Below are 20,936 nucleotides of genomic sequence, written 5' to 3' on the forward strand. Positions count from 1 at the left end.
ACCAGATGCCAGAGCTTCGCAAGGATCCGATCATCGGTCGATGGGTGATCATCTCGACCGAACGCGGCAAGCGTCCGATCGACTTCAAGATGGAGAAGCGCCCGGCCAGGGGGGGATTCTGTCCCTTCTGCCCGGGGAACGAGGACAAGACGCCGCCGGAAGTGCTCGCCTACCGAGATCCGCATACGGCGCCGGACACCGCCGGATGGACGGTGCGCGTCGTTCCGAACAAGTTTCCCGCACTCCAGATAGAGGGCGAGCTCGACAAGCGCGGGGACGGGATCTACGACATGATGCGCGGGGTCGGGGCCCACGAGGTGCTGATCGAATCGCCCGACCACAAGCTCAACCTCGCCTACCTGCCCGACGATCACGTCGAGAGCATATTCTGGGCACTGCGAGACCGTTGCATCGATCTCAAGAAGGATTCCCGCTTCCGGTACATCCTCGTCTTCAAGAACTGGGGAGAGGAGGCGGGGGCGTCGCTGGAGCATTCGCATTTCCAGATCATCGCCACGCCGATCATACCGAAGCGCGCGATCGAGGAGCTCGACGGCGCGAAGTTCCACTGGAGCCTGAAGGAGCGGTGCATTTTCTGCGACCTGCTCAAGCAGGAGATTCAGGAGGAGAAGCGGATCATCCACCGCAACGAGCATTTCATTGCGATCGCCCCCTACGCGTCGCGCTTCCCCTTCGAGACCTGGGTGATGCCCCTCCGCCACGTGTCGGCGTTCGAGAAGACCCCGACCGAGTGGTTCTCGTCGCTCGCGGGGATCATGAAGACCGTCATCCGGAAGCTCGACATCGCCCTCGACGTGCCGCCCTTCAATTTCATCATCCACACGGCTCCCGCGAAGACCCCCGACCTCGACTATTACCACTGGCACATCGAGATCATGCCCAAGCTCACGAAGGTCGCCGGTTTCGAGTGGGGAAGCGGGTTCTATATCAATCCCACGCCACCCGAGGTCGCGGCCGAGGCGCTTCGGGCGATCGACGTCGACGCGCCGGCGGTCGGCGTCCTGGAAGGAAAGAACGAAGATGAAAAGTAGCACACGGATGAACGTGGTCGTCGCGACCACCGAGATCGTTCCCTACTCCAAGGTCGGGGGACTCGCGGACGTCATGGGCGCGCTCCCGGACGAGCTCGAACAGATCGGATGCCGCCTCACCGTCATCACGCCGCTCTACGCGTCGATCGACCGGCAGGCCTTCGGGATCGCGGCGGTCGGCGGTCTGCCGCTCCTCGCCGTCGACGTGGCGGGGCGTCGCGTGCCCTTCGGGCTCCGGAGCGCCGTCAAGCCGGGTACGGGCATTCGCGTCTACTTCGTCGAGAACGAGGAATACTACGGGCGCGACGGCATCTACACGACGGCCGCCGGCGAGGCCTTCCCGGACGAGGACGAGCGGACGATCTTCTTCAACCGCGCCGTCGTCGAGACGATCGCCAAACTGGGCATCTCGCCGGACATCGTCCACTGCAACGATTTCCACACGGGGCTCGTGCCGGCGCTCATCGAGATCGAACGGGGATCGGACCCGCTCTTCGAGACGACCGCGACGGTCTTCAGCGTGCACAACCTCGCCTACCAGGGCATCTTCGAGCGGGATTTCATCGTGAAGGCCGGGCTCGACCCGGCCCTGTTCTCGCCGATGAGCCCCTTCGAGTACTGGGGGCGCGTGAACGTGATGAAAGTCGGGCTGTCCTACGCGAGCGTCATCAGCACGGTCAGCCGCACGTACGCCGAGGAGATCATGTCATCCGAGGAGTACGGCTACGGGCTCGAGGGCGTCATCGCGGCGCGCCGCGATTCGGTCGTCGGGATCCTGAACGGCATCGATCCGGGCGCGTGGGATCCCGCCGCCGACGACCTGATCCCGGCCGCCTTCACCGCCGACGACCTTTCCGGCAAGGCGCGGAACAAGGCGGCGCTCGCCGAGGCGTTCGACCTGGACGCGACGCCCGACGTCCCCGTGATCGGCATGGTCTCCCGGCTCGTCGACCAGAAGGGCTTCGACATCCTCGCCGAGGCCCTGGCGTCGATCATGGAAGAGCCGGTCGCCTTCGCGATCCTCGGCACGGGCCAGCAGAAGTACCACGAGCTCTACACGGAGCTCGCCGGCGCCTATCCCGGACGCATGGGGGTCCGACTCGAGTTCAACAACGCCCTGGCGCATCTCGTCGAGGCGGGCAGCGACTTCTTCCTCATGCCGTCCCGGTACGAGCCGTGCGGGCTCAACCAGATGTACAGCCTGCGGTACGGCACCTTCCCGATCGTGCGCGAGACGGGCGGTCTCAAGGACACGATCGACGGGCTCTCGCCGAAGGGGGCGAAGGGGAACGGATTCACCTTCGTCGAGTACGACCCCGAGACGCTCGCCGATGCGGTGAAGCGGGCCGTCCGGTTCTATCGCGACGAGAAAGCGGTCGCCCGGGCCCGGGCCCGGGTCATGCGCGAGGACCACTCCTGGAGACGCTCGGCGAAGGAATACGTGAAGCTCTACGGGATGGCGGGCAGCCGCGCAGGAATGGGGTTGACAACCTGACCGCCGATTCCTATAATGCATACGCTTTGTTGCACATAAGGCGGGAATAGCTCAGCTGGTAGAGCGCAACCTTGCCAAGGTTGATGTCGCGGGTTCGAGTCCCGTTTCCCGCTCCAGATTGCGTGGAGTGGATCGCTGCCGATGATCGGGAGGGATCCACTCCCGCGTCAGAGGCGGCGTAGCCAAGAGGCTAAGGCGACGGTCTGCAAAACCGTTATCACCGGTTCGAATCCGGTCGCCGCCTCCACGGTTATCATGCGGCGATGCCACTCCGAATCCCAGATTCCAGCACGATCATCGCCAGGTGCGGCGTGGCTTGCGTCGCCCCGCGGGAGCCGTTTGGCCGGCGGGCGTTCCGGCGCCGCGTGAGATACGCGCGTCCCCGGAAGACCGGCATCGATCGCGGGCGGGTTCGGGCCGTCCCGCGCGGCGGATCACGGCGAGACCGATCGAAAGGAGAACGCATGCCTTCACGGACGGTGGTCACGGCGGCAATCGCCGCGATGCTCGCCCTCGCTTCGAACGGATGCGCCGGAGGCGGCGGATCGAAGGCGACAAACGTTCCATGGCTTGGTTGTGCTCCGCCCGGTACGACGGCCGCGATCTTCGCGCCGGGTATCGTCTCGACCGGGGCATCCGAGCGCGATATCGCGATGATGCCCGACGGCTCCGAGATCTACTTCGGACGCATCGTCGGCCCCTACGCCTACAGCGCCATCATGCAGACGAGACTGGTCGACGGCGTCTGGTCAAAGCCCGAGGTGGCGCCCTTTTCGCGGGACCCGGGGCATCTCGATCTCGAACCGTGCATCTCCCCGGACGGATCGCGTTTCTTCTTCCTCTCGACGCGGCCGGATACGTCGGCGGGGGAGACCGAAGCCGGCGATCAGGACATCTGGGTGATGGACCGCGTCGCGGACGGCTGGAGCGAACCGCGCAACCTCGGCCTGCCGGTGAACACGTCGGGCGCGGAGTTCTTTCCCTCCGTCACGAACGACGGCACCCTCTATTTCAACCGGCGGGAGCAGGGGGCGCGCGTTGAATACATCATGCGATCGCGTTTCGTCGACGGCGAATACGCCGAGCCGGAGATCCTCCCCGCCGAGGTGAACGCGGGCGACGACCGGTTCAACGCCTTCATCGCGCCGGACGAAAGCTACATCATCGTGTGCGTCGTCGGCCGGGAGGACAATCTCGGCGGCGCCGACTACTACGTCTCGTTCCGCGGGGCAAACGACTCCTGGAGGGGCCCGTTCAATCTCGGCGCACGGGTGAATGCCGCCACGGGGCGGGAATGGTCCCCGTTCGTGTCGCGGGACGGGCGCTATCTTTTCTTCATGTCGTCCCGTACGACGGAAAAGCCCGACGGGGGACGGCTAAACGCCGCGTTCCTCGAACAGGCGCAGGGTCGACCGGGCAACGGGAACGCGGACATCTGGTGGATCGACGCCGCGGTGATCGAGGATCTCCGGCCGACGCCGGACGATCGGTAAACAACCGTGTGTGCTATCGTGTCTCGCCTCCGGGTGCGGACATGCGCCTTGCGTCGGCTTTTCCCTTGATGCGACAGTTTCTCCGGCGTAGAGTATGGCGCGTGCCGGGGTGGCGGAACTGGTAGACGCAGCGGACTTAAAATCCGCTGGTGCAACGCACCGTGCGGGTTCAATTCCCGCCCCCGGCACCAGGACGACGCGCATCGTTTCCCCGACGAACGGACAGGACAACCCACATGGAACGTGCCGTATCGATCATCATCCCGGCATTCAACGAGGAATCGGGATTGGACTCCTTTCTCGGAAATCTCGTTCCGATCGCCCGCGAGCGGGGCTGGGAGGTCCTCGTCATCGACGACGGATCGACCGACGGAACGGCCTCGATCGTCCGCAAGGCCGGAGCGCGCCTGGTCAGCCAGCCGTACAACAAGGGATACGGAGCAGCGCTCAAGGCGGGGATACGGAACGCCTCCCACGAGACGATCGTGATGATGGACTCTGACGGCCAGCATCGTCCCGAAGATCTCGATCGCCTCCTCGAGCACGCCGGGACGCACGACATGGTCGTCGGGCAGCGCCGGAAAGCGGGCGGAATCCGGGCGCCGGGGAAGAAGCTGCTCTCGATGGTCGCCGACTACCTGAGCGGCGTGCGGATCCCGGATCTCAACTCGGGATTCCGCGTCTTCACGAAGAAGACGGTCGGGGAATTCCTGCACATCTGTCCCAACGGCTTCTCCTTCACGACGACGATCACGCTGGCCTATCTCCGCGCGGGATACAGCGTCAAATACGTGCCGATCAGGACCGAGGAGCGGATCGGCCGGGCGAGCAACGTCAGGTTCTTCGGCGACGGCTACAAGACCTTCCTTCTGATCGTGCGCGTGATCGTGCTCTTCAACCCGCTCAAGGTGTTCATGCCGGTCTCCATCGTTCTCTTCCTGGCCGGCGCGCTCTTCACCATCTACGGTATCGTCGCCTATCGACGAGCGCCGAACATGGGCATGCTGGCGATCCTGACGAGCGTGCTCGTCTTCTTCATGGGGATCTTCGCGGACCAGATTTCCGCGATCAGGCGCGAACGGCACCCGGGATGACCGGCCCCGCTTTCGAAGAGCCCCGGGGAAGGGCCGTCGGGTATCCTGCGTCCGGGACGGCGGGGGAAGATACATGAGCGCATACGAGAACCGTTTCACCATGGACGAGGTGCGTCTGTTCTGGGACGGGGTCGCCGTCCACGAATACGAGCGTGCGAACGACCTGATGGACCGTGTCCACACGCAGCGGTTCAGGGGGGCGATCTCGCGACTCGACCTGCGGGACGGCGCGCGGATCCTCAACGTCTGGTCGAGGATCGGCGACGGCGTGCCGTGGCTGCGCCGCGCATGTCCCGGTATCCGGCTGGTGAACGCCGATCTCTCCTTCGAGATGCTCCGGGGCAGCCGGCGACTGCATCCGGAAGAAACCCACGTGCAGACATCGCTGCACGAACTGCCCTTTCCCGACGATTCCTTCGATATCGCGATGTCCCTCGAGACGCTCGAACACGTTCCCGACCCGCTCATCTTCCTTCGGGAGCTGCGCAGGGTGCTCGTGGAGGGCGGTCAGCTCGTCATGAGTTTGCCGCCGGCCTTCGCCGAATGGACGAGCGTGCTGAATTCGATGCTGCGGTTCCATCACGGCGAGGGGCCGCACCGGTTTCTCGCGCCGGGGGAGGTGAAACGGATGCTGCGGGAAGCGGGTTTCGATCTGCTCGACCATGAGGGGACGCTGTTCATCCCGTTCGGCGGGATGCGTATGGAGCGTCTCGATGTCCAGCTGGGCAGGTTGTTCGGATCGGGCCCCCTGGCGAGCCTCGGCATCCGGCAGTTCTATGTCTGCTCGGCGACCCTGTGACATCCTGCTCGAGACGATCGTCGAGAGGGGGCTGTGCACCCGATGCGGGACGTGCGTCGGCGCGTGCCCGACGGGGAACCTCTCGATCGCGGACCCGACGGGGCGTTGCCTCCCCGTCGCGGGGGACGATTGCACGTCGTGCGGTTCCTGTCTCGCCGGATGCCCCGGGGGGGAAGTCGATTTCGGCCCGCTCGAGGAGTCCCTCTTCGGGGAGCGGGCCCGGAACGAGCTGCTCGGCGTCGTGCGCACCGCGTGGCTCGCGCATGCCGTCGATCCGTCGGTGAGGCGCGGCGGCGCGAGCGGAGGAGTCATAACGGCCCTGCTGCTTCGCCTCGTCGAGTCGAAAGAGACCGCCGGGGCCGTCGTCTTCGGCGACGCCGCCGGGGAGCCGTGGCGGGGAGAAGGCGCGATCGCGCGGACGCGCGAGGACATTCTCGCCGCCTCGCAGAGCAGATACCACCTCAGCCCCCTGAACACGGTCCTCTCCGGGCTTCGGGGGCGTGCGGGCCGGTATGCGTATGTCGGGCTCCCCTGCCACGTGCACGGGCTGCGGAAACTCGAGTCGGCCGGCTGGTCGGCCGGTTTCGAGATCGCGCCGGTGATCGGCGTGTATTGCGGCAACAACCTCTATTACGAAGCGACCCGGGCCATGCTGGGGAAACTCGGTATCAAGCGCGTCGAGGATATCGAACGGCTGCGATACCGGGAGGGTCCGTGGCCGGGGTTTTTCCACGTACGAACGAGGGACGGCCGCACGGCGAGCATGTCGAAGCTCGATTTCAACCAGGCGATCCCGTTCTGGGTGAACCGGCGATGCCTTTTCTGCATCGATCTGACGAACGAACTCGCCGACCTTTCCGTCGGGGACGGATGGGCACGGGAGGGAAGGGGAGAGGAGGGCTGGTCGATCCTGCTCGCACGAACGGTCGCCGGAGAACGGATCGTCGAGGCCGCGACCGCGTCAGGAGCGATCGTCTGCGAAGAGATCACGGTCGGCGACGCCGAACGGATGCATTCCCACGGGTTTGATCTGAAGAAACGGGGCGCCTTTCTCCGCCTGCGACTCTGGCGGGGATGGGGCGTGAAGACCCCACGGTACGACCGGGCGGCGCCGCACGCGTCGATCCGGCGCCGCGCCGGCGAGGTCGCCGTTTCCCTCCAGTTCCTCATTCTCGCCACGAAGCCGGCGCGGGCCCTCTTCCGGCTGTTGCCGGCGGGGGCGCTGGGCGGCGCCTTCCGCCTCGCCAGACGACTCTGGATGAGGCGGACAGCCGGGCGCTGACGGCTATTGACCCGCCGCCGCACCTCCGTTACCCTTCCCTGCATGAACGGAGAACCGGGAAGATTCCTGGGGCGCGAGCTGCACGCGTGGGAGAGGGCGGTCCTCGGTGAAGGCGGGCTCTTTCTCGTCGGCGGCGCCGTGCGCGATCATCTCATCGGCGAGGCGGGGCGCTCGATCGACGACGACTACGTCGTGACGGCTCTGCCGCTCGACCGACTTCTCGATATCCTGTCCCGGTACGGTTCGGTCGATCTCGTAGGCCGGACGTTCGGCGTCGTGAAATTCACGCCGGCGGCGGGGAGCACCGTCGACGTCTCGTTGCCGCGGCGTGAGGTCTCGACGGGTACCGGCCACCGGGACTTCGATGTCGATTTCGATCCGTCGATCCCGATAGAGGAGGATCTGCTCCGACGGGACTTCACGATCAATTCGATGGCCGTTCATCTCGGGGAGCACCGGTTCGTCGACCCCCTCGGGGGTCGGACGGACATCGCGGCTCGCCGGCTCCGGGTCAACCGTCAGAAATCCTTCGTCGAGGATCCGCTGCGGATATTGCGAGGCGTCCAGATGCTCGCGCGGTTCGATCTCGAGGCGACGACCGAGACGATCAAACAGATGCGAAGGGACGCCGCACTGCTCTCTGCCGTGGCGCCGGAACGAATACGCATGGAACTCGACAAGATGATGATCCGCGCCGCGTCGCCGTCGGCCGGGTTCTTCTTCATGCAAGAGGCGGGATTGCTCTCCGGGGTGCTGCCGGAACTCGCGGCGACGGTGGGCGTCACCCAGAACGAATACCACATCGACGACGTATTCACGCACAGCCTGAAGACCTGCGACGGCGTCGGGCACGATCTCGTCCTTCGCTGGGCGGCTCTCCTGCACGACCTCGGCAAGCCTCCGATGAGACGGGAAGTGGAGGGGCGAGTCGTCTTCTGGGGCCACGAGGCGGAGAGCGCCCGGCTTGCGGGCGACGTGCTGGAGAGGCTCCGGTATCCGGGAGGCATCCTCTCGCGGGTCGTCCACCTCGTGGCGTGCCACATGTTCGACATAACGGACGAGTGGTCGGATGCGGCGGTCAGGCGGTTCATCGCACGCGTCGGCGAGGTGTACATCGACGATCTCTTCTCGCTCGCGGCGGCGGATCTCGCCTCGCGCGACGACGGGGAAGGCCTTCGTCGGCTCAAAGAGACCCGGTGCCGCATCGACCGCCTTATCGAGGGGCGGGCGGCTTTCACGAGATCCGCTCTCGCCGTCGACGGACGGGACGTGATGCGCGTTCTCGGCGTGAAGGGGGGGCCGGTGGTCGGCCGCGTCCTCGACAGGCTGCTCGAAATCGTTCTCGAGGATCCGCGGAAGAACACGCGGCCGATTCTGCTCGACGAACTGGCGGGGATGGCGGAGACGGGAGAGCGAAAGGAACATTAGGAAAGATCCCACGATCTGGTGTCAGGGGCAACAAGCTTGCGTCGGTAGACGAGATCCGCTGCTGCCGAACGCCCGGTGGGTTGTTCCGGACGAAATTAGATCGCGGGACCTTTCCGTGAACAGAATATAGGGTGAAACACCTATGTCCGTCAACGGAAAAAAGCAGGCGGAGCGGAAATGGAACGAAACGGCATGTCATGACCGTCCCCGGGGGATGGTCGTAGTCGCTCGAACGAGACAGAAAATCGCCACGAAAGGAAGATGCGATGTCGAGACTCCGGCGGCTGATAGACGAGATGCGGCGGCAGCTGATGCCCTACCATCACAAGCACGACGCGGAGCGGGGAGCTGATCGCTGGTCGGTGGACGAGCACGAGTATCTTTCCTCCTGGATCGTCGCGCAGCTGATCAACTGCCGTTCGAAAAACCGGTGCGACCGCCGGGGGCAGTGCGCGTACTACTCGTACAGCGACATGGCGAGACGGAACTTCGACATCTGCAAGGAGATCATCCTGCGCATGGAATCGGGGAGCATCCGATGCCGATTCGACGCGGAAAACGATGACGACGCATGCCAGACAGACTGACATAATCTGCCATTATGACCTTCCTGTCATGGGCCGGCGGCAGAGTCCGGGAGGATAGAGCCGGGACGTCCCGCCGCCAGATAGTTAATCCATTGCAATATTGATAGATACAAGGTTGCGAATCGTGCCGGGTGGTGGCACGCCTCTTGTTTGTTCATATCGAGGTCGCAGTGCGCAGACACGGCGAATACGATTGACGATCGGATGAAGAAAGGAAGTAACGACATGTCGAAGATCATAGGTATCGATCTCGGAACGACGAATTCCTGCGTGGCGGTCATCGAGGGGTCCGAACCCGTACTCATTCCCAATCCCGAGGGAGACCGGACGACCCCGTCGGTCGTCGGGTTCAAGGACGGAGAGAAGCTCGTCGGCACGCTCGCCAAGCGTCAGGCGGTGACCAACCCGGGCAACACCGTCTATTCGATCAAGCGCTTCATGGGCCGCAAGTTCGGCGAGGTCGGAACGGAGATCTCCGAGGTGCCGTACACCGTCGTCGAGGGGCCGAACGGCGACGCGCGGGTCCGCGCTGGAGACAAGGAATTCTCCCCGCCGGAGATCTCGGCGATGGTCCTGCAGTATCTCAAGGAAGCCGCGGAGAAGTACCTCGGCGAGCCGGTCACGAAGGCCGTCATCACCGTTCCCGCGTACTTCAACGATTCCCAGCGGCAGGCGACGAAGGACGCAGGCAGGATCGCGGGTCTCGAGGTCGCCCGGATCATCAACGAGCCCACCGCGGCCGCGCTCGCGTACGGCCTCGACAAGAAGGGCGAGAAGACGATCGCCGTTTTCGACCTCGGCGGCGGGACGTTCGACATATCGATCCTCGAGCTGGGCGACAGCGTCTTCGAGGTCAAGTCGACGAACGGCGACACGCATCTCGGCGGCGACGACTTCGATCAGCGCGTGATCGATTGGCTCGTGGCCGAGTTCCGCAAGGAACAGGGGATCGACATCTCGAAGGACGCGATGGCGCTTCAGCGGCTCAAGGACGCCGCCGAGAAGGCGAAATGCGAACTCTCGTCGACGCCGCAGGCCGATATCAACCTGCCGTTCATCACGGCGGACGCGAGCGGTCCGAAGCATCTCAACGTGAAGATCACGCGGGCCAAGTTCGAGGCCCTTACCGCCGATCTCATCGAGCGGACCGTCCAGCCGTGCACCTCCGCGCTCCGCGACGCCGGGCTCGAACCCTCCGCCATCGACGAGGTCATCCTCGTCGGCGGCTCCACCAGGATCCCCGCCGTCCAGGAGAAGGTCAGGGAGCTCTTCGGACGCGAGCCGCACCGTGGCGTGAATCCCGACGAGGTCGTCGCGCTCGGCGCCGCGATCCAGGGAGGCGTGCTTGCGGGGGACGTCCACGACGTCCTGCTCCTCGACGTCACGCCGCTCTCGCTCGGTATCGAGACGCTCGGCGGCGTCATGACGCGGCTGATCTCGCGCAACACGACGATACCCACGCGCAAGAGCGAGACCTTCTCGACGGCGGCGGACAGCCAGACCACCGTGGAGATACACGTGCTCCAGGGAGAGCGCGAGATGGCCGTCGACAACAAATCGATCGGCCGTTTCCAGCTCGCCGGCATACCGCCCGCCCCGCGGGGCGTGCCGCAGATCGAGGTGACCTTCGACATCGACGCCAACGGGATCATGAACGTCTCGGCCAAGGATCGGGCGACGGAGAAGGAACAGAAGATCATCATCCAGCCGTCGAGCGGGCTTTCCGCCGACGAGATCGAACGGATGGTCGACGAGGCGAAGACGCACGAGGCGGATGACAAGCGGAAACGGCAGCTCGTCGACCTGCGGAACCAGGCCGACGCGCTCGTCTTCCAGACGGAGAAGCAGCTCGAGGAGTACCGGGAGAAGATCCCCGAGAAGGACGCCGAGGTGATCAGGCGGAAGCTCGAGGAGCTCAAGGAGTCCGCGAAAGGCGACGACGAAGCGCGGATCAGGAAGGCGATCGACGAGTACAACAAGGCGTGGCAGGCGGTCGCGCAGGTCATGTACCAGCAGACGGCCGGCCCGCAGGGGGACGGGACGGACGGAGCGGCCGCCGAGGAGCCGCCGAAGGACGGAAAAGAGAAGGACGGGAATGTCGTCGACGCCGAGTACGAGGTCATCGACGACGACGAACGGAAATAGAGCGGCGAAACATCCGGCCGGGCATCTTTTCTGTTGCCCGGCCGGGGAGATTTGCTTAGACTGATGGGACCGATGAGTGGGCGATTAGCTCAGTTGGTTAGAGTGCTTGCTTGACATGCAAGAGGTCACTGGTTCGAATCCAGTATCGCCCACCATTTTTTTTTGACGAGAAGACGGTCGATCCGGGCGAGCGAAGGCCGGACGGCGGGCCGTCGGACCTTTCGGACGGGATTGTGCATCATGCCTGAAATCATCTATCCGGACGGATCGAGGAAAGAGATCGCTTCGGGGACGCCGATCGCCGATCTCCTCGCGGGCCTGCCGCAGGGCGTTCGCAAGAAGGCGGTCGCCGTGAAGATAGGCGACGCGACGCTCGATCTCGGCAGGACAGTCGAGACGGGGGGGGAGTTCCGGGTTCTGACGACCGGGGACGACGAGTCGCTTCACGTTCTCCGGCACAGCGTGTCGCATCTCATGGCCCTCGCCGTGCAGGAACTCTTCCCTGGCGTCCGTTTCGCGATCGGGCCGTCGATCGCCGACGGCTTCTACTACGACTTCCTCGTCGACGGCACCTTCTCGCCCGAGGATCTCGAGAGGATCGAGGCCCGGATGGTCGAGCTCCGCGACGGAGGTGGGCTCGAGTTCCTGCGGGAGGAAATGCCTCGCGACGAGGCGATCGCCCTCTTCGAGAAGGCGGGCCAGCCCTTCAAGGTGGAACTGATCCGGGACCTCGACGTCGAGACGGTCTCGATCTACCGTCTCGGCGCGTTCACCGATCTCTGCGCGGGTCCGCACGTTCCCGACATACGCATGGCCAAGGGCTTCAAGCTCCTCTCGGCGGCCGGCGCCTACTGGCGCGGCGACGAGCATCGCGAGATGCTCCAGCGGATATACGGCACCGCGTTCTTCACCGCCGCCGACCTCGAGACCGACCTCTCCCGGCGGGAGGAGGCGAAGCGTCGCGACCATCGCGTTCTCGGTCCGCAACTCGGCCTCTTCGACATCAAGGAGGACGCCGGCGGAGGGCTCGTCTTCTGGTTCCCGAAAGGCTACCTGCTTCGCGAGACGATCGAGAACTACTGGAAAGACGAGCATCGGCGCCGCGGCTACGACGTGATCCTCACGCCGCACATCGCCCGGAGCGAGCTCTGGCGGACCTCGGGACATCTCGATTTCTACAGCGAGAACATGTTCATCATCAACGACGACGAACAGCAGTTCGTCCTCAAGCCGATGAACTGCCCGGCCCACATCCTCGTCTACAAGAGCAAGCTGCATTCCTACCGCGACCTGCCGATACGGTACGCGGAGCTGGGAACCGTCTACCGGAACGAGCGCTCGGGCACGCTCCACGGCCTGCTCCGCGTCCGCGGATTCACGCAGGACGACGCGCACATCTTCTGCACGCCCGAGCAGCTCGACGAAGAGGTCGACGGCTGTTTCAGCTTCGCCCACGACATGCTGACCGCCTTCGGTTTCAGCGAGTACAAGGTGGAACTGAGCGCTCACGATCCAGGAAACATGGACAAGTACGCCGGGTCGGAGACGGAATGGGCCATGGCCGAGGCGGCCCTGCTCAAGGCGATCGAGAAGCGGAACGTCCCCTACGAGACGATGCCCGGGGAGGCTGTCTTCTACGGGCCCAAGATCGACATCAAGCTGATCGACGCGATCGGACGCGGATGGCAGGCGACGACGATCCAGTTCGATTTCAACCTGCCCCGGCGGTTCGACGTCCAGTATGTCAAGCCGGACGGCACCAAGGATTACGTCTACATGATACACCGGGCGCTGCTCGGTTCGATCGAGCGCTTCATCGGCACGCTTACCGAGCATTACGCGGGAGAATTCCCGCTCTGGCTCGCCCCGGAGCAGGTCCGCGTGATCCCCGTCGGTCCCGACTACCACGACTACGCCCGCGAACTCGTCGGGCGGATCCGTGAGGCGGGGCTCCGCGCCGACGCCGACCTGCGGGAGGAGAAACTCGGCTACCGGATACGGGAGGCCGAGTTGCAGAAGATACCGTACATGGCGGTCGTCGGCGAGAAGGAGGCCGGAACGGGCACGCTCGACGTGCGCTCCAAGAAGAAGGGACGCCTCGGGGCGAAAAAAATAGAGGAATTCGTCGCCGAACTGGTTGACGAGGTGGCCCGCAAAGCGTAATATTACGGTTCGACAAGAAGGCAAGCAGGAGCGATGCTCCTCACCTTACGGTCTTGGTTGCACCGGTAGGGTTTCACTGGATCCCGGAATCTGACGGGCGGGTGGAATGCTACCCGCCCGTTTTTTTGCAGGAGGTCAACGTATCAAATTCAAGCGTCCGCGCGAACGAGTACAGCGCACCAGAGTCAACGAGATGATCCGGATCGCGGAGATCCGAGTGATCGACGAGAACGGTGAGCAGCTCGGCGTGCTCCCGACCCTCGAGGCGAAGCAGATCGCCCAGGAGAAGGGACTCGATCTCGTTGAGATCGCTCCGAACGTCCGTCCCCCCGTGTGCAAGATCATGGACTACGGGAAGTACAAGTACGAGCAGAGCAAGAAAGCGCGTGAATCCAAGAAGAAACAGCACGTGACGCACCTGAAGGAGATCAAGCTCCGACCGAAAATCGAGGAGCACGACATGGCCTTCAAGATGCGCCATGCCGAGGAGTTTCTCGAGGAGCACGACAAGGTGAAATTCACCGTCATGTTCCGGGGCCGGGAGATGGAACATCTCGACCGCGGATTCAAGATGCTTCAGCAGGTACAGGAGCGGTTCAAGGATATCGCCGTTCTCGAAAAGGAACCCGTTCGGACCGGCAGGATCATATCCATGATCCTCGGACCCCGCTCCGAGAAGAAAGGGGGATCGTGAGGAATGCCGAAAATCAAGACGAATCGAGGCGCCGCGAAGCGCTTCAAGTTGACGGGCACGGGCAAGATCAAGCGTAGCAAAGCATACGCGAGTCACATCCTGACCAAGAAATCGAGCAAGCGGAAGCGTGGTCTCCGCCAGGGCACGACCGTCAACGGGGCAGACGCCCGGCGGGTCAAGCGGATGCTTGGCAAATAGCCGCCCGCGCACCAATCCCATGAACATCGCATCGTGAGCGTATCTGGAGGCACGACGTATGCCGAGAACGAAACACAGCGTCGCATCGAACCGGAGAAAGAAAAAGGTACTCAAGCAGGCGAAGGGATTCACCGGCGGGCGGGGCAAGCTCTACCGCACCGCCCGTGAGGCCGTCAACCGCGCCCTTGCCTACGCATACCGCGATCGCCGGGCGAAGAAGCGCGATTTCCGGAAGCTCTGGATCGCGCGCATCAACGCGGCCGCGCGGCTGAACGGCATGAGCTACAGCCGGTTCATCGACGGCCTGAAGAAGTCGGACATCGAGATCAACCGCAAGGTGCTCGCTGACATGGCCCTGAACGAGCCGGAGAGCTTCACGCGGCTCGCGGAGATCGCGAAGGAATCTCTTTCATGAAGGGTGACCGCGTCGACCGGGAGCGGATCGCCGAACTCGAGGCATCCGCGCTCCGGGCATTCCGGGAGTCGGTCGATGAACAGTCTCTCGACGAGGCGCGAGTCCGGTATCTCGGACGGAAGGGATTGATCACGTCCCTGCTCAGGTCGATCGGAACGCTCTCCGCCGAGGAACGGCCCGTCATCGGGGAACTCATCAACGCGGCGAAAACGCGTCTCCAGGAGGCGCTCGATGCGCGCAACGGCGAATTCGCCTGCGCGGCCGAGGAGAGCGAGCCCTATCCCGGCGACCCGACCCTTCCGGGGCGGCGTCGCTGGGAAGGCGGACTGCACATACTCCACCGGACCCTCGACGAGGTCAAGCGGATCTTCGCCGGCATGGGCTATTCGCTCGCCGAGGGCCCGGACGTCGAACTGGACTACTACAACTTCGAAGCGCTCAATTTCCCGCCCGACCACCCGTCGCGGGATCTGCAGGACACCTTCTACGTCAACGACGACATCCTGCTTCGCACGCAGACGTCTCCCGTCCAGGTCCGTTTCATGGAAAAACACGATCCGCCGCTCAGGATCATCGCCCCGGGGCGCGTGTACCGCAGCGAGACGCCGGACCCGTCGCACGCCGCCGAGTTCCACCAGGTCGAGGGGCTCTGCGTGGACCGTGACATTTCCCTGGCCGATCTCCGGAACGACGTCACGTGGTTCGTCCAGCAGTATTTCGGGAGCGACGCGCGCGTGCGGTTCCGCCCGCATTTCTTCCCCTTCACCGAACCGAGCGCCGAGGCCGACATGACCTGTTTCGCCTGCGGGGGCGCGGGATGTTCGATCTGCCAGAAGACGGGATGGATCGAGATCATGGGCGCCGGGATGGTGCATCCGAATGTCTTCCGCAACGCGGGGTACGATCCGGACGCCTATACCGGTTTCGCCTTCGGCATGGGAATCGACCGGGTCGCGATGCTGAAATACGGCATCGACGACATCCGGCTCTTCCTGCAGAACGACCTGCGGTTCCTCGGGCGTTTCTGGAACCGGACGTGGTCGGGGGTGATCGAATGAAGGTGAGCCTTCGCTGGCTGTCCCGGTATGTCGATATCGAGGAGACGCCCGAGATGCTCGCTCACGACCTGACGATGTTCGGTTTGAACGTCGAGGGGATCGAGAAGGCGGGTCCGGAATTCGAGGGCGTCGTCTTCGGACGTGTCGTCGAATGCGCCCGGCACCCGATGGCCGACAAGCTGAGCGTCTGCACCGTCGATGTCGGCGGGGAACGGAACCTCTCGATCGTCTGCGGCGCGCCGAACGTCCGGGCCGGACTCGCCGTTCCGGTGGCGGTCCGGGGAGCGGTATTGCCGGGCGGGCTCAAGATCAAGAAGACGAAACTCCGCGGCGAGGTCTCCGAGGGCATGATCTGTTCGGAGCGGGAACTCGGCATCGGCGGGGACGCGGCCGGCATCATGGAGCTCGATTTCGAGGAGGCGCCCGGGACCGATCTCGCCGGCAAACTCGGCGGCGGCGGCGACGTCATCATCGACATCGAGATCACGCCGAACCGCCCGGATCAGTTGAGCCACGTGGGGATAGCCCGGGAAGTCGCCGCGATGTACCGGCGCGCCCTCCGCATGCCCGGGGGATTCCATCTCGAGCCGGGAGACGGGTTCCCCGTCGAAATCGCCGATCCCGACGATTGCCCGCGCTTTTCAGCGGCCTTCGTCGACGACGTGCGGATCGGGCCGTCACCGGAGTGGCTCCGGGATGACCTGGTCGCGGCGGGGATCAAGCCGATCAACAACATCGTTGATGTGACGAATTACGTTCTCGCCGAACTCGGACAGCCGCTCCACGCCTATGACCGCGACCGCTTGCCGGCGGACGGACTCGGTGTGCGGCTCGCCCGCGAGGGAGAGGATCTCGTCACGCTCGACGGCGTCCGGCGCGTGCTCGGCGGGAAGATGCTCGTCATCACCAGCGACGACCGGCCTGTCGGCGTCGCGGGAGTCATGGGCGGCGAGAGCACCGAGGTGCGCGGGGACACCGCGCGGATCGTCCTCGAGAGCGCGATGTTCGATCCCCGGCGCGTCAGGGCGGCGAGCCGCGGACTGAAGCTCGACACCGAGGCCTCGTACCGGTTCGAGCGCGAGGGGGACGCGGGTGGAACCCTGGCCGCGCTCGAGCGCGCCTGCAGGCTGATCGAGGAGATCGGCGCCGGCCGCCCGAGGCCCGCGTGCGTCGACCGTCTCGCCGACGAGTCGCGTACACGGCGGAGGCTCGTCGACCTGCGGGTGAAGCACGCGAACCGGGTCATGGGGACGAAGCTCTCCGCCGACGACCTGGCCGGCATGATCGGGCGCCTCGAGTTCGCCTCGACCGTGGAGAAAGCGGTGCTCCACGTCGAAGTGCCGACCTTCCGGCGCGATGTCCAGCAGGAGATCGATCTCGTGGAAGAGGCCGCCCGGGCATACGGATACGACAACATCGGGCGGGACGAGACGCCAAGGGCGAACGTGTTCGCGAACCCGGACGCGGCCGATCTCCGCAGGGAGGAGATCTGCCGCTGGATCGCCTCGAGGGGCTTCGCCCAGGTAATGACCTCCTCCTTCATGGATCCCGAGGATCCCGAGGGGTGCGGGTGGGACGAGAACGATCCGCGACGGCGTTTCGTTTCTCTGTCGAACCCGCTCACGGCGGCCCAGTCCGCCATGCGCACCTCGCTGTTGCCCGGGATGCTCCAGGTCGTCAGGCGCAACGCTCCCGCCGAGCAGGACGGGATACGGATCTTCGAGATCGGCAAGGTCTTTCTTCCCGAGGGGAACGGGAACGGCCTGCCGCGCGAAGAGACGCGCCTGACCGCGCTCCTCGCGAGAAAGGCGAATCCCGTCTCGTGGCTGGAGGAGCAGCGGGACGTCGATTTCTTCGACATGAAAGGCGCGCTTGAGGCCCTCATCGAGCGTCTCGGGATCGATGTCTCGACCGATCCTCTTCCCGGTGCCGGTTTCCGCTTCGCCTGCGCGCTGAAGGGGGCGAGGATCGCCGAGTACGGGCTGCTTCCTCGATCCGCGGGAAGTCGCTGGGACATCGGGTCGCCCGTGTTCTTCTTCGATGTCAACCTCGACGCGATTCCGATCGGCGCAGCCTCGCAGGAACGGTTCTGCAGGGTCGTGCCCTACCCGGCGGTCAAGCGGGATCTCTGCCTCGTCGCCGGAGAGCGGGTCATGTTCGGGGACATAAGGAACATTCTGAAGAAACGATTGAAACATCTTGAATCGATTAATCTTTTCGATTACTATCGCGGCGATCGCCTCGGCGAGGGACGCCGGAGTTACGCGTTCAGGATGACCTTCCGATCGCCGGCCGGAACGCTCGACGATGCGGTGATCGACCGGGAGATTGAAAAGGTGCTCGCCGCGCTCGAGCGGGAGCTCGGCGTGGCGCTTCGAAGCGATTAGAGCGGAGGGAAATCATGTCGGAAACGGGACTTGCGGGTCTCGAGATGCTCGAGGAGAAGATCACCAGGGCAGCGACGCTGATCGAGCGGCTGCGAGCCGAGAAAAATGAGTTCGAAACGGCCAATAAAGAGTTGAAAGCGAAAATCGAAAACCTGTATATTCATAACGAGGAGTTGACACAGCGACTTGAAGAGCTTACGAAGGAAAGAGAAAACGCAAGCGATTTCGAAAAAACGAGAGAGGAGATCAAAGGCAAGATAGAGGAGATGCTGGGCAAGCTCGAGGGGCTGGAGATCTAGCCTTTCGGGGTGCTCTGACTCTTTCGGGGTGTGGAACGGGGTGTGACGTCTGCATTGATCTTGAGAGGTGTATCGAATTGACCGAAACAAGCACTGAAAAAGTGGAGATTTTTGGTCAAGAGTATAAGATAAAGGGAGTTGGCGATCCGCGATATATCCACAAGATCGCGGGATACGTCGACATGAAGATGAGGGAGATCGCCCATTCCAGCGGCATAATGTCCCAGTCCCGAATCGCCATACTGACTGCGCTCAATATCGCCGACGAGCTGTTCCAGGAGCGGGAGTCGAAGGACGACACCGTCCGGGCGCTCGATCGGCAGGCACTGAAACTCAGCGAGCTGCTGGATGACAAGGTTGGTGCGGAAAAGTGACGACCCGGTCCGCATGATCCGGTGTTGGAGACATGCGCTGGGACGAGTCTGAAGACAGTCACGACGGATTGAAATTCCCTACCGTGTTCGTGAGGCAGAAGATTATTTTTTGCCAACACCTGGAGCCCGGAAGTCCGATATGCGGCCGTCGACGCCATGCCCGCGACTCGCGGGAAGACCGAGGCGGCGCTGAGGACATCCACTTTGTTTGTAGGGCTTAAAAGGATACTTCTCACACGGCACAGCGTGGGGAATTTTCCATTTTCCCGCCCGGCGAACCTCCTCTCCGCAGAAGAGATTCCGTTCATCCGCATATACAGGAAGCGTATTCTGCCATGTGTCGAAACGAAATGATGGAGGTGAGCCGCGCCGGTCACGGACCGGTCGGGTGAGATGGAAAACATCTTTTTCTATATCTCCGCGGGGATCCTCGTTCTTTTTCTGGGTTTTGTCCTCGGTTGGTTCGTCAACAAGAAGATCTCGGAGAGCCATCTGAAGCACACGCAGAAGCTCGCCGAGAACATCATCTCGGAGGCGCAACGGGAAGCCGAGAACCAGAAGAAGGCGTCGATCCTCGAGGCGAAGGACGAGTGGTACCAGGCGAAGCTCCGGTTCGAGCGCGATACCGCCGACAAACGGCAGGAATTGCGCAAGGAGGAGCGGCGACTCGAGGAGAAGGAACAGAACATCAACCGCAAGGTCGATTATCTCGAAAAGCGGGAACAGGAGATGAACGACCGCCAGAAGACCCTCGAGAGCAAGCTCCAGGCGATCTCGGAGAAGAACGACGAGCTGTCCGTCGTGCTCGCCCGGCAGAACGAGAAACTGGAGAAGATCGCGGGGATGAGCACCGAGGAGGCGAAAAAGCTCCTCATCACCAACCTCGAGAACGAGGCGAGGCACCTCGCGGCCAAGCGGATCAAGGAGATCAAGGACGAGGCGGAACGGAGCGCGACGAAGAAGAGCAGGGAGATCCTCACCCTCGCGATCGAACGGTGCGCCGCCGACCACGTCGTCGAGTCGACCGTTTCGGTGGTCGATCTGCCCAACGACGAGATGAAGGGCCGCATCATCGGACGCGAGGGGCGTAACATCCGGGCGTTTGAGAACGCGACGGGCATCGACGTCATCATCGACGACACGCCCGAGGCGGTCATCCTTTCCGGATTCGATCCGATCAGGCGGGAGGTGGCGAGGCTCTCCCTCCAGAAGCTCGTGAAGGACGGGCGGATCCATCCCGGCAGGATCGAGGAGATCGTCGAAAAGACCCAGAAGGAGCTTCTCGACGAGATCAGGGAGGTCGGCGAGCAGGTCTGCCTCGACCTGAACATCCACGCGCTCCATCCGGAGCTCGCAAAGCTCCTCGGGCGGCTGAAGTACCGGACCTCCTACGGCCAGAACGTCCTGCAGCACGCAAAGGAAGTCGCCTGGCTGTCGAGTTTGCTGGCGAGCCAGCTCGGCCTCGATCCGGTCATCGCCAAGCGGGCCGGTCTGCTGCACGACATCGGCAAGGCGGCCGACCACGAGATGGAGGGACCCCACGCGGAGATCGGCGCCGAGCTCGTCAGGCGGTACGGCGAGAACGAGACGATCATCAACGCGGTGGCCGGACACCACGAGGATGTCGAGGCGACTTCGCTGATCACGCATGTCGTCTCCGCAGCCGACGCGATCTCCGGCGCTCGTCCGGGCGCGCGCCGGGAGACGCTCGAGAACTACATCCGCCGGCTGGAGAAGCTCGAGAAGATCGCGGACGCGTTCGACGGCGTCGAGAAATCCTACGCGATCCAGGCGGGGCGCGAGATCAGGATCCTCGTGAGCCACAAGCGCATCGACGACGAGCGGGCGACCCAACTGGCGAGCGACATCGCGCACCGGATCGAGGGGGAAATGGAATATCCCGGCCAGATCAAGGTCGTGGTCATCCGGGAGACGCGAGCCGTCGACTACGCGAAATGATCCGTCCGCCGGAC

Annotated in this window: 18 protein-coding genes, 4 tRNA genes and 1 other RNA gene; all 23 read left to right on the forward strand. The window is 63.9% G+C overall.

All coding sequences use genetic code 11. The features are described from left to right. Positions 1 to 5: 5 nt before the first annotated feature. The 23 genes from galT to rny all read left to right on the forward strand — a co-directional run bounded on the left by galT (position 6) and on the right by rny (position 20,922). Complete coding sequence (gene galT, locus JW876_03825; GenBank protein ID MBN1884642.1) at positions 6 to 1,052, forward strand: galactose-1-phosphate uridylyltransferase; 1,047 nt, start codon at positions 6 to 8, stop codon at positions 1,050 to 1,052. After that, a complete protein-coding gene (locus tag JW876_03830; GenBank protein MBN1884643.1) occupies positions 1,042 to 2,547 on the forward strand; it encodes a glycogen synthase in 1,506 nt (501 codons plus the stop codon). The genes galT and JW876_03830 overlap by 11 nt, the downstream gene beginning before the upstream one ends. A 40-nt stretch (positions 2,548 to 2,587) precedes the next feature. After that, a tRNA-Gly gene (locus JW876_03835) sits at positions 2,588 to 2,663 on the forward strand. Between the two features lie 56 nt (positions 2,664 to 2,719). Then, positions 2,720 to 2,794: transfer RNA gene (locus JW876_03840), tRNA-Cys, on the forward strand. A 217-nt stretch (positions 2,795 to 3,011) separates the two neighbouring features. Further along, a complete protein-coding gene (locus JW876_03845; protein MBN1884644.1) occupies positions 3,012 to 4,040 on the forward strand; it encodes a PD40 domain-containing protein in 1,029 nt (342 codons plus the stop codon). 103 nt (positions 4,041 to 4,143) lie between these two features. Beyond that, positions 4,144 to 4,231, forward strand: a tRNA-Leu gene (locus JW876_03850). Positions 4,232 to 4,276: 45 nt separating this feature from the next. After that, entirely contained in the window at positions 4,277 to 5,134 is an 858-nt protein-coding gene (locus JW876_03855; GenBank protein ID MBN1884645.1) for a glycosyltransferase family 2 protein, read from the forward strand. Positions 5,135 to 5,207: 73 nt separating this feature from the next. Next, positions 5,208 to 5,933 carry a methyltransferase domain-containing protein gene (locus JW876_03860; GenBank protein ID MBN1884646.1) on the forward strand — a complete coding sequence of 242 codons (726 nt, stop codon included), beginning with the start codon at positions 5,208 to 5,210 and terminating at the stop codon, positions 5,931 to 5,933. Continuing rightward, complete coding sequence (locus JW876_03865) at positions 5,911 to 7,215, forward strand: Coenzyme F420 hydrogenase/dehydrogenase, beta subunit C-terminal domain (protein ID MBN1884647.1); 1,305 nt, start codon at positions 5,911 to 5,913, stop codon at positions 7,213 to 7,215. Before JW876_03860 ends, JW876_03865 begins: the two co-directional genes overlap by 23 nt. Positions 7,216 to 7,257: 42 nt before the next feature. Next, entirely contained in the window at positions 7,258 to 8,643 is a 1,386-nt protein-coding gene (locus JW876_03870) for an HD domain-containing protein (protein ID MBN1884648.1), read from the forward strand. Between the two features lie 266 nt (positions 8,644 to 8,909). Further along, positions 8,910 to 9,230, forward strand: coding sequence for a hypothetical protein (locus tag JW876_03875; GenBank protein MBN1884649.1), 321 nt, complete (start codon positions 8,910 to 8,912; stop codon positions 9,228 to 9,230). 225 nt (positions 9,231 to 9,455) lie between these two features. After that, the gene (dnaK, locus tag JW876_03880) at positions 9,456 to 11,375 is read left to right on the forward strand and encodes a molecular chaperone DnaK (GenBank protein MBN1884650.1); all 1,920 of its coding nucleotides are present in this window, start codon (positions 9,456 to 9,458) and stop codon (positions 11,373 to 11,375) included. 78 nt (positions 11,376 to 11,453) lie between these two features. Then, a tRNA-Val gene (locus tag JW876_03885) sits at positions 11,454 to 11,530 on the forward strand. An 85-nt stretch (positions 11,531 to 11,615) separates the two neighbouring features. Then, a complete protein-coding gene (thrS, locus tag JW876_03890; GenBank protein MBN1884651.1) occupies positions 11,616 to 13,538 on the forward strand; it encodes a threonine--tRNA ligase in 1,923 nt (640 codons plus the stop codon). Positions 13,539 to 13,644: 106 nt separating this feature from the next. Next, positions 13,645 to 14,232, forward strand: a complete 588-nt coding sequence (infC, locus tag JW876_03895; GenBank protein ID MBN1884652.1) for a translation initiation factor IF-3 — start codon at positions 13,645 to 13,647, stop codon at positions 14,230 to 14,232. Positions 14,233 to 14,235: 3 nt separating this feature from the next. Then, positions 14,236 to 14,430 (forward strand): 50S ribosomal protein L35, encoded by a 195-nt coding sequence (rpmI, locus tag JW876_03900; protein MBN1884653.1) that lies wholly within the window; start codon positions 14,236 to 14,238, stop codon positions 14,428 to 14,430. A gap of 58 nt (positions 14,431 to 14,488) precedes the next feature. Further along, a complete protein-coding gene (gene rplT / locus JW876_03905) occupies positions 14,489 to 14,845 on the forward strand; it encodes a 50S ribosomal protein L20 (GenBank protein ID MBN1884654.1) in 357 nt (118 codons plus the stop codon). Further along, positions 14,842 to 15,903: a phenylalanine--tRNA ligase subunit alpha gene (gene pheS, locus JW876_03910; GenBank protein ID MBN1884655.1), complete on the forward strand. Its 1,062-nt coding sequence runs from the start codon at positions 14,842 to 14,844 to the stop codon at positions 15,901 to 15,903. The genes rplT and pheS overlap by 4 nt, the downstream gene beginning before the upstream one ends. Next, on the forward strand, positions 15,900 to 18,290 hold the full coding sequence (locus tag JW876_03915; GenBank protein MBN1884656.1) for a phenylalanine--tRNA ligase subunit beta: 2,391 nt from the start codon (positions 15,900 to 15,902) through the stop codon (positions 18,288 to 18,290). Before pheS ends, JW876_03915 begins: the two co-directional genes overlap by 4 nt. A gap of 14 nt (positions 18,291 to 18,304) precedes the next feature. Continuing rightward, positions 18,305 to 18,589, forward strand: coding sequence for a hypothetical protein (locus JW876_03920; protein ID MBN1884657.1), 285 nt, complete (start codon positions 18,305 to 18,307; stop codon positions 18,587 to 18,589). 77 nt (positions 18,590 to 18,666) lie between these two features. Beyond that, positions 18,667 to 18,963 carry a cell division protein ZapA gene (locus tag JW876_03925; GenBank protein MBN1884658.1) on the forward strand — a complete coding sequence of 99 codons (297 nt, stop codon included), beginning with the start codon at positions 18,667 to 18,669 and terminating at the stop codon, positions 18,961 to 18,963. Between the two features lie 72 nt (positions 18,964 to 19,035). Continuing rightward, a non-coding RNA gene (gene ssrS, locus JW876_03930) (6S RNA) lies at positions 19,036 to 19,220 on the forward strand. A 136-nt stretch (positions 19,221 to 19,356) separates the two neighbouring features. After that, positions 19,357 to 20,922 carry a ribonuclease Y gene (gene rny, locus JW876_03935; protein ID MBN1884659.1) on the forward strand — a complete coding sequence of 522 codons (1,566 nt, stop codon included), beginning with the start codon at positions 19,357 to 19,359 and terminating at the stop codon, positions 20,920 to 20,922. Positions 20,923 to 20,936 lie beyond the last annotated feature (14 nt).

This window comes from Candidatus Krumholzibacteriota bacterium, assembly GCA_016931295.1.
Taxonomy (GTDB): Bacteria; Krumholzibacteriota; Krumholzibacteriia; order Krumholzibacteriales; family Krumholzibacteriaceae; genus JAFGEZ01.

Bases quoted from the DNA above. Each gene is read 5' to 3' on its own strand.
- galT (MBN1884642.1), top strand. From the start codon at position 6: ATGCCAGAGCTTCGCAAGGATCCGATCATCGGTCGATGGGTGATCATC.
- JW876_03830 (MBN1884643.1), top strand. From the start codon at position 1,042: ATGAAAAGTAGCACACGGATGAACGTGGTCGTCGCGACCACCGAGATC.
- JW876_03845 (MBN1884644.1), top strand. From the start codon at position 3,012: ATGCCTTCACGGACGGTGGTCACGGCGGCAATCGCCGCGATGCTCGCC.
- JW876_03855 (MBN1884645.1), top strand. From the start codon at position 4,277: ATGGAACGTGCCGTATCGATCATCATCCCGGCATTCAACGAGGAATCG.
- JW876_03860 (MBN1884646.1), top strand. From the start codon at position 5,208: ATGAGCGCATACGAGAACCGTTTCACCATGGACGAGGTGCGTCTGTTC.
- JW876_03865 (MBN1884647.1), top strand. From the start codon at position 5,911: ATGTCTGCTCGGCGACCCTGTGACATCCTGCTCGAGACGATCGTCGAG.
- JW876_03870 (MBN1884648.1), top strand. From the start codon at position 7,258: ATGAACGGAGAACCGGGAAGATTCCTGGGGCGCGAGCTGCACGCGTGG.
- JW876_03875 (MBN1884649.1), top strand. From the start codon at position 8,910: ATGTCGAGACTCCGGCGGCTGATAGACGAGATGCGGCGGCAGCTGATG.
- dnaK (MBN1884650.1), top strand. From the start codon at position 9,456: ATGTCGAAGATCATAGGTATCGATCTCGGAACGACGAATTCCTGCGTG.
- thrS (MBN1884651.1), top strand. From the start codon at position 11,616: ATGCCTGAAATCATCTATCCGGACGGATCGAGGAAAGAGATCGCTTCG.
- infC (MBN1884652.1), top strand. From the start codon at position 13,645: ATGCTACCCGCCCGTTTTTTTGCAGGAGGTCAACGTATCAAATTCAAG.
- rpmI (MBN1884653.1), top strand. From the start codon at position 14,236: ATGCCGAAAATCAAGACGAATCGAGGCGCCGCGAAGCGCTTCAAGTTG.
- rplT (MBN1884654.1), top strand. From the start codon at position 14,489: ATGCCGAGAACGAAACACAGCGTCGCATCGAACCGGAGAAAGAAAAAG.
- pheS (MBN1884655.1), top strand. From the start codon at position 14,842: ATGAAGGGTGACCGCGTCGACCGGGAGCGGATCGCCGAACTCGAGGCA.
- JW876_03915 (MBN1884656.1), top strand. From the start codon at position 15,900: ATGAAGGTGAGCCTTCGCTGGCTGTCCCGGTATGTCGATATCGAGGAG.
- JW876_03920 (MBN1884657.1), top strand. From the start codon at position 18,305: ATGTCGGAAACGGGACTTGCGGGTCTCGAGATGCTCGAGGAGAAGATC.
- rny (MBN1884659.1), top strand. From the start codon at position 19,357: ATGGAAAACATCTTTTTCTATATCTCCGCGGGGATCCTCGTTCTTTTT.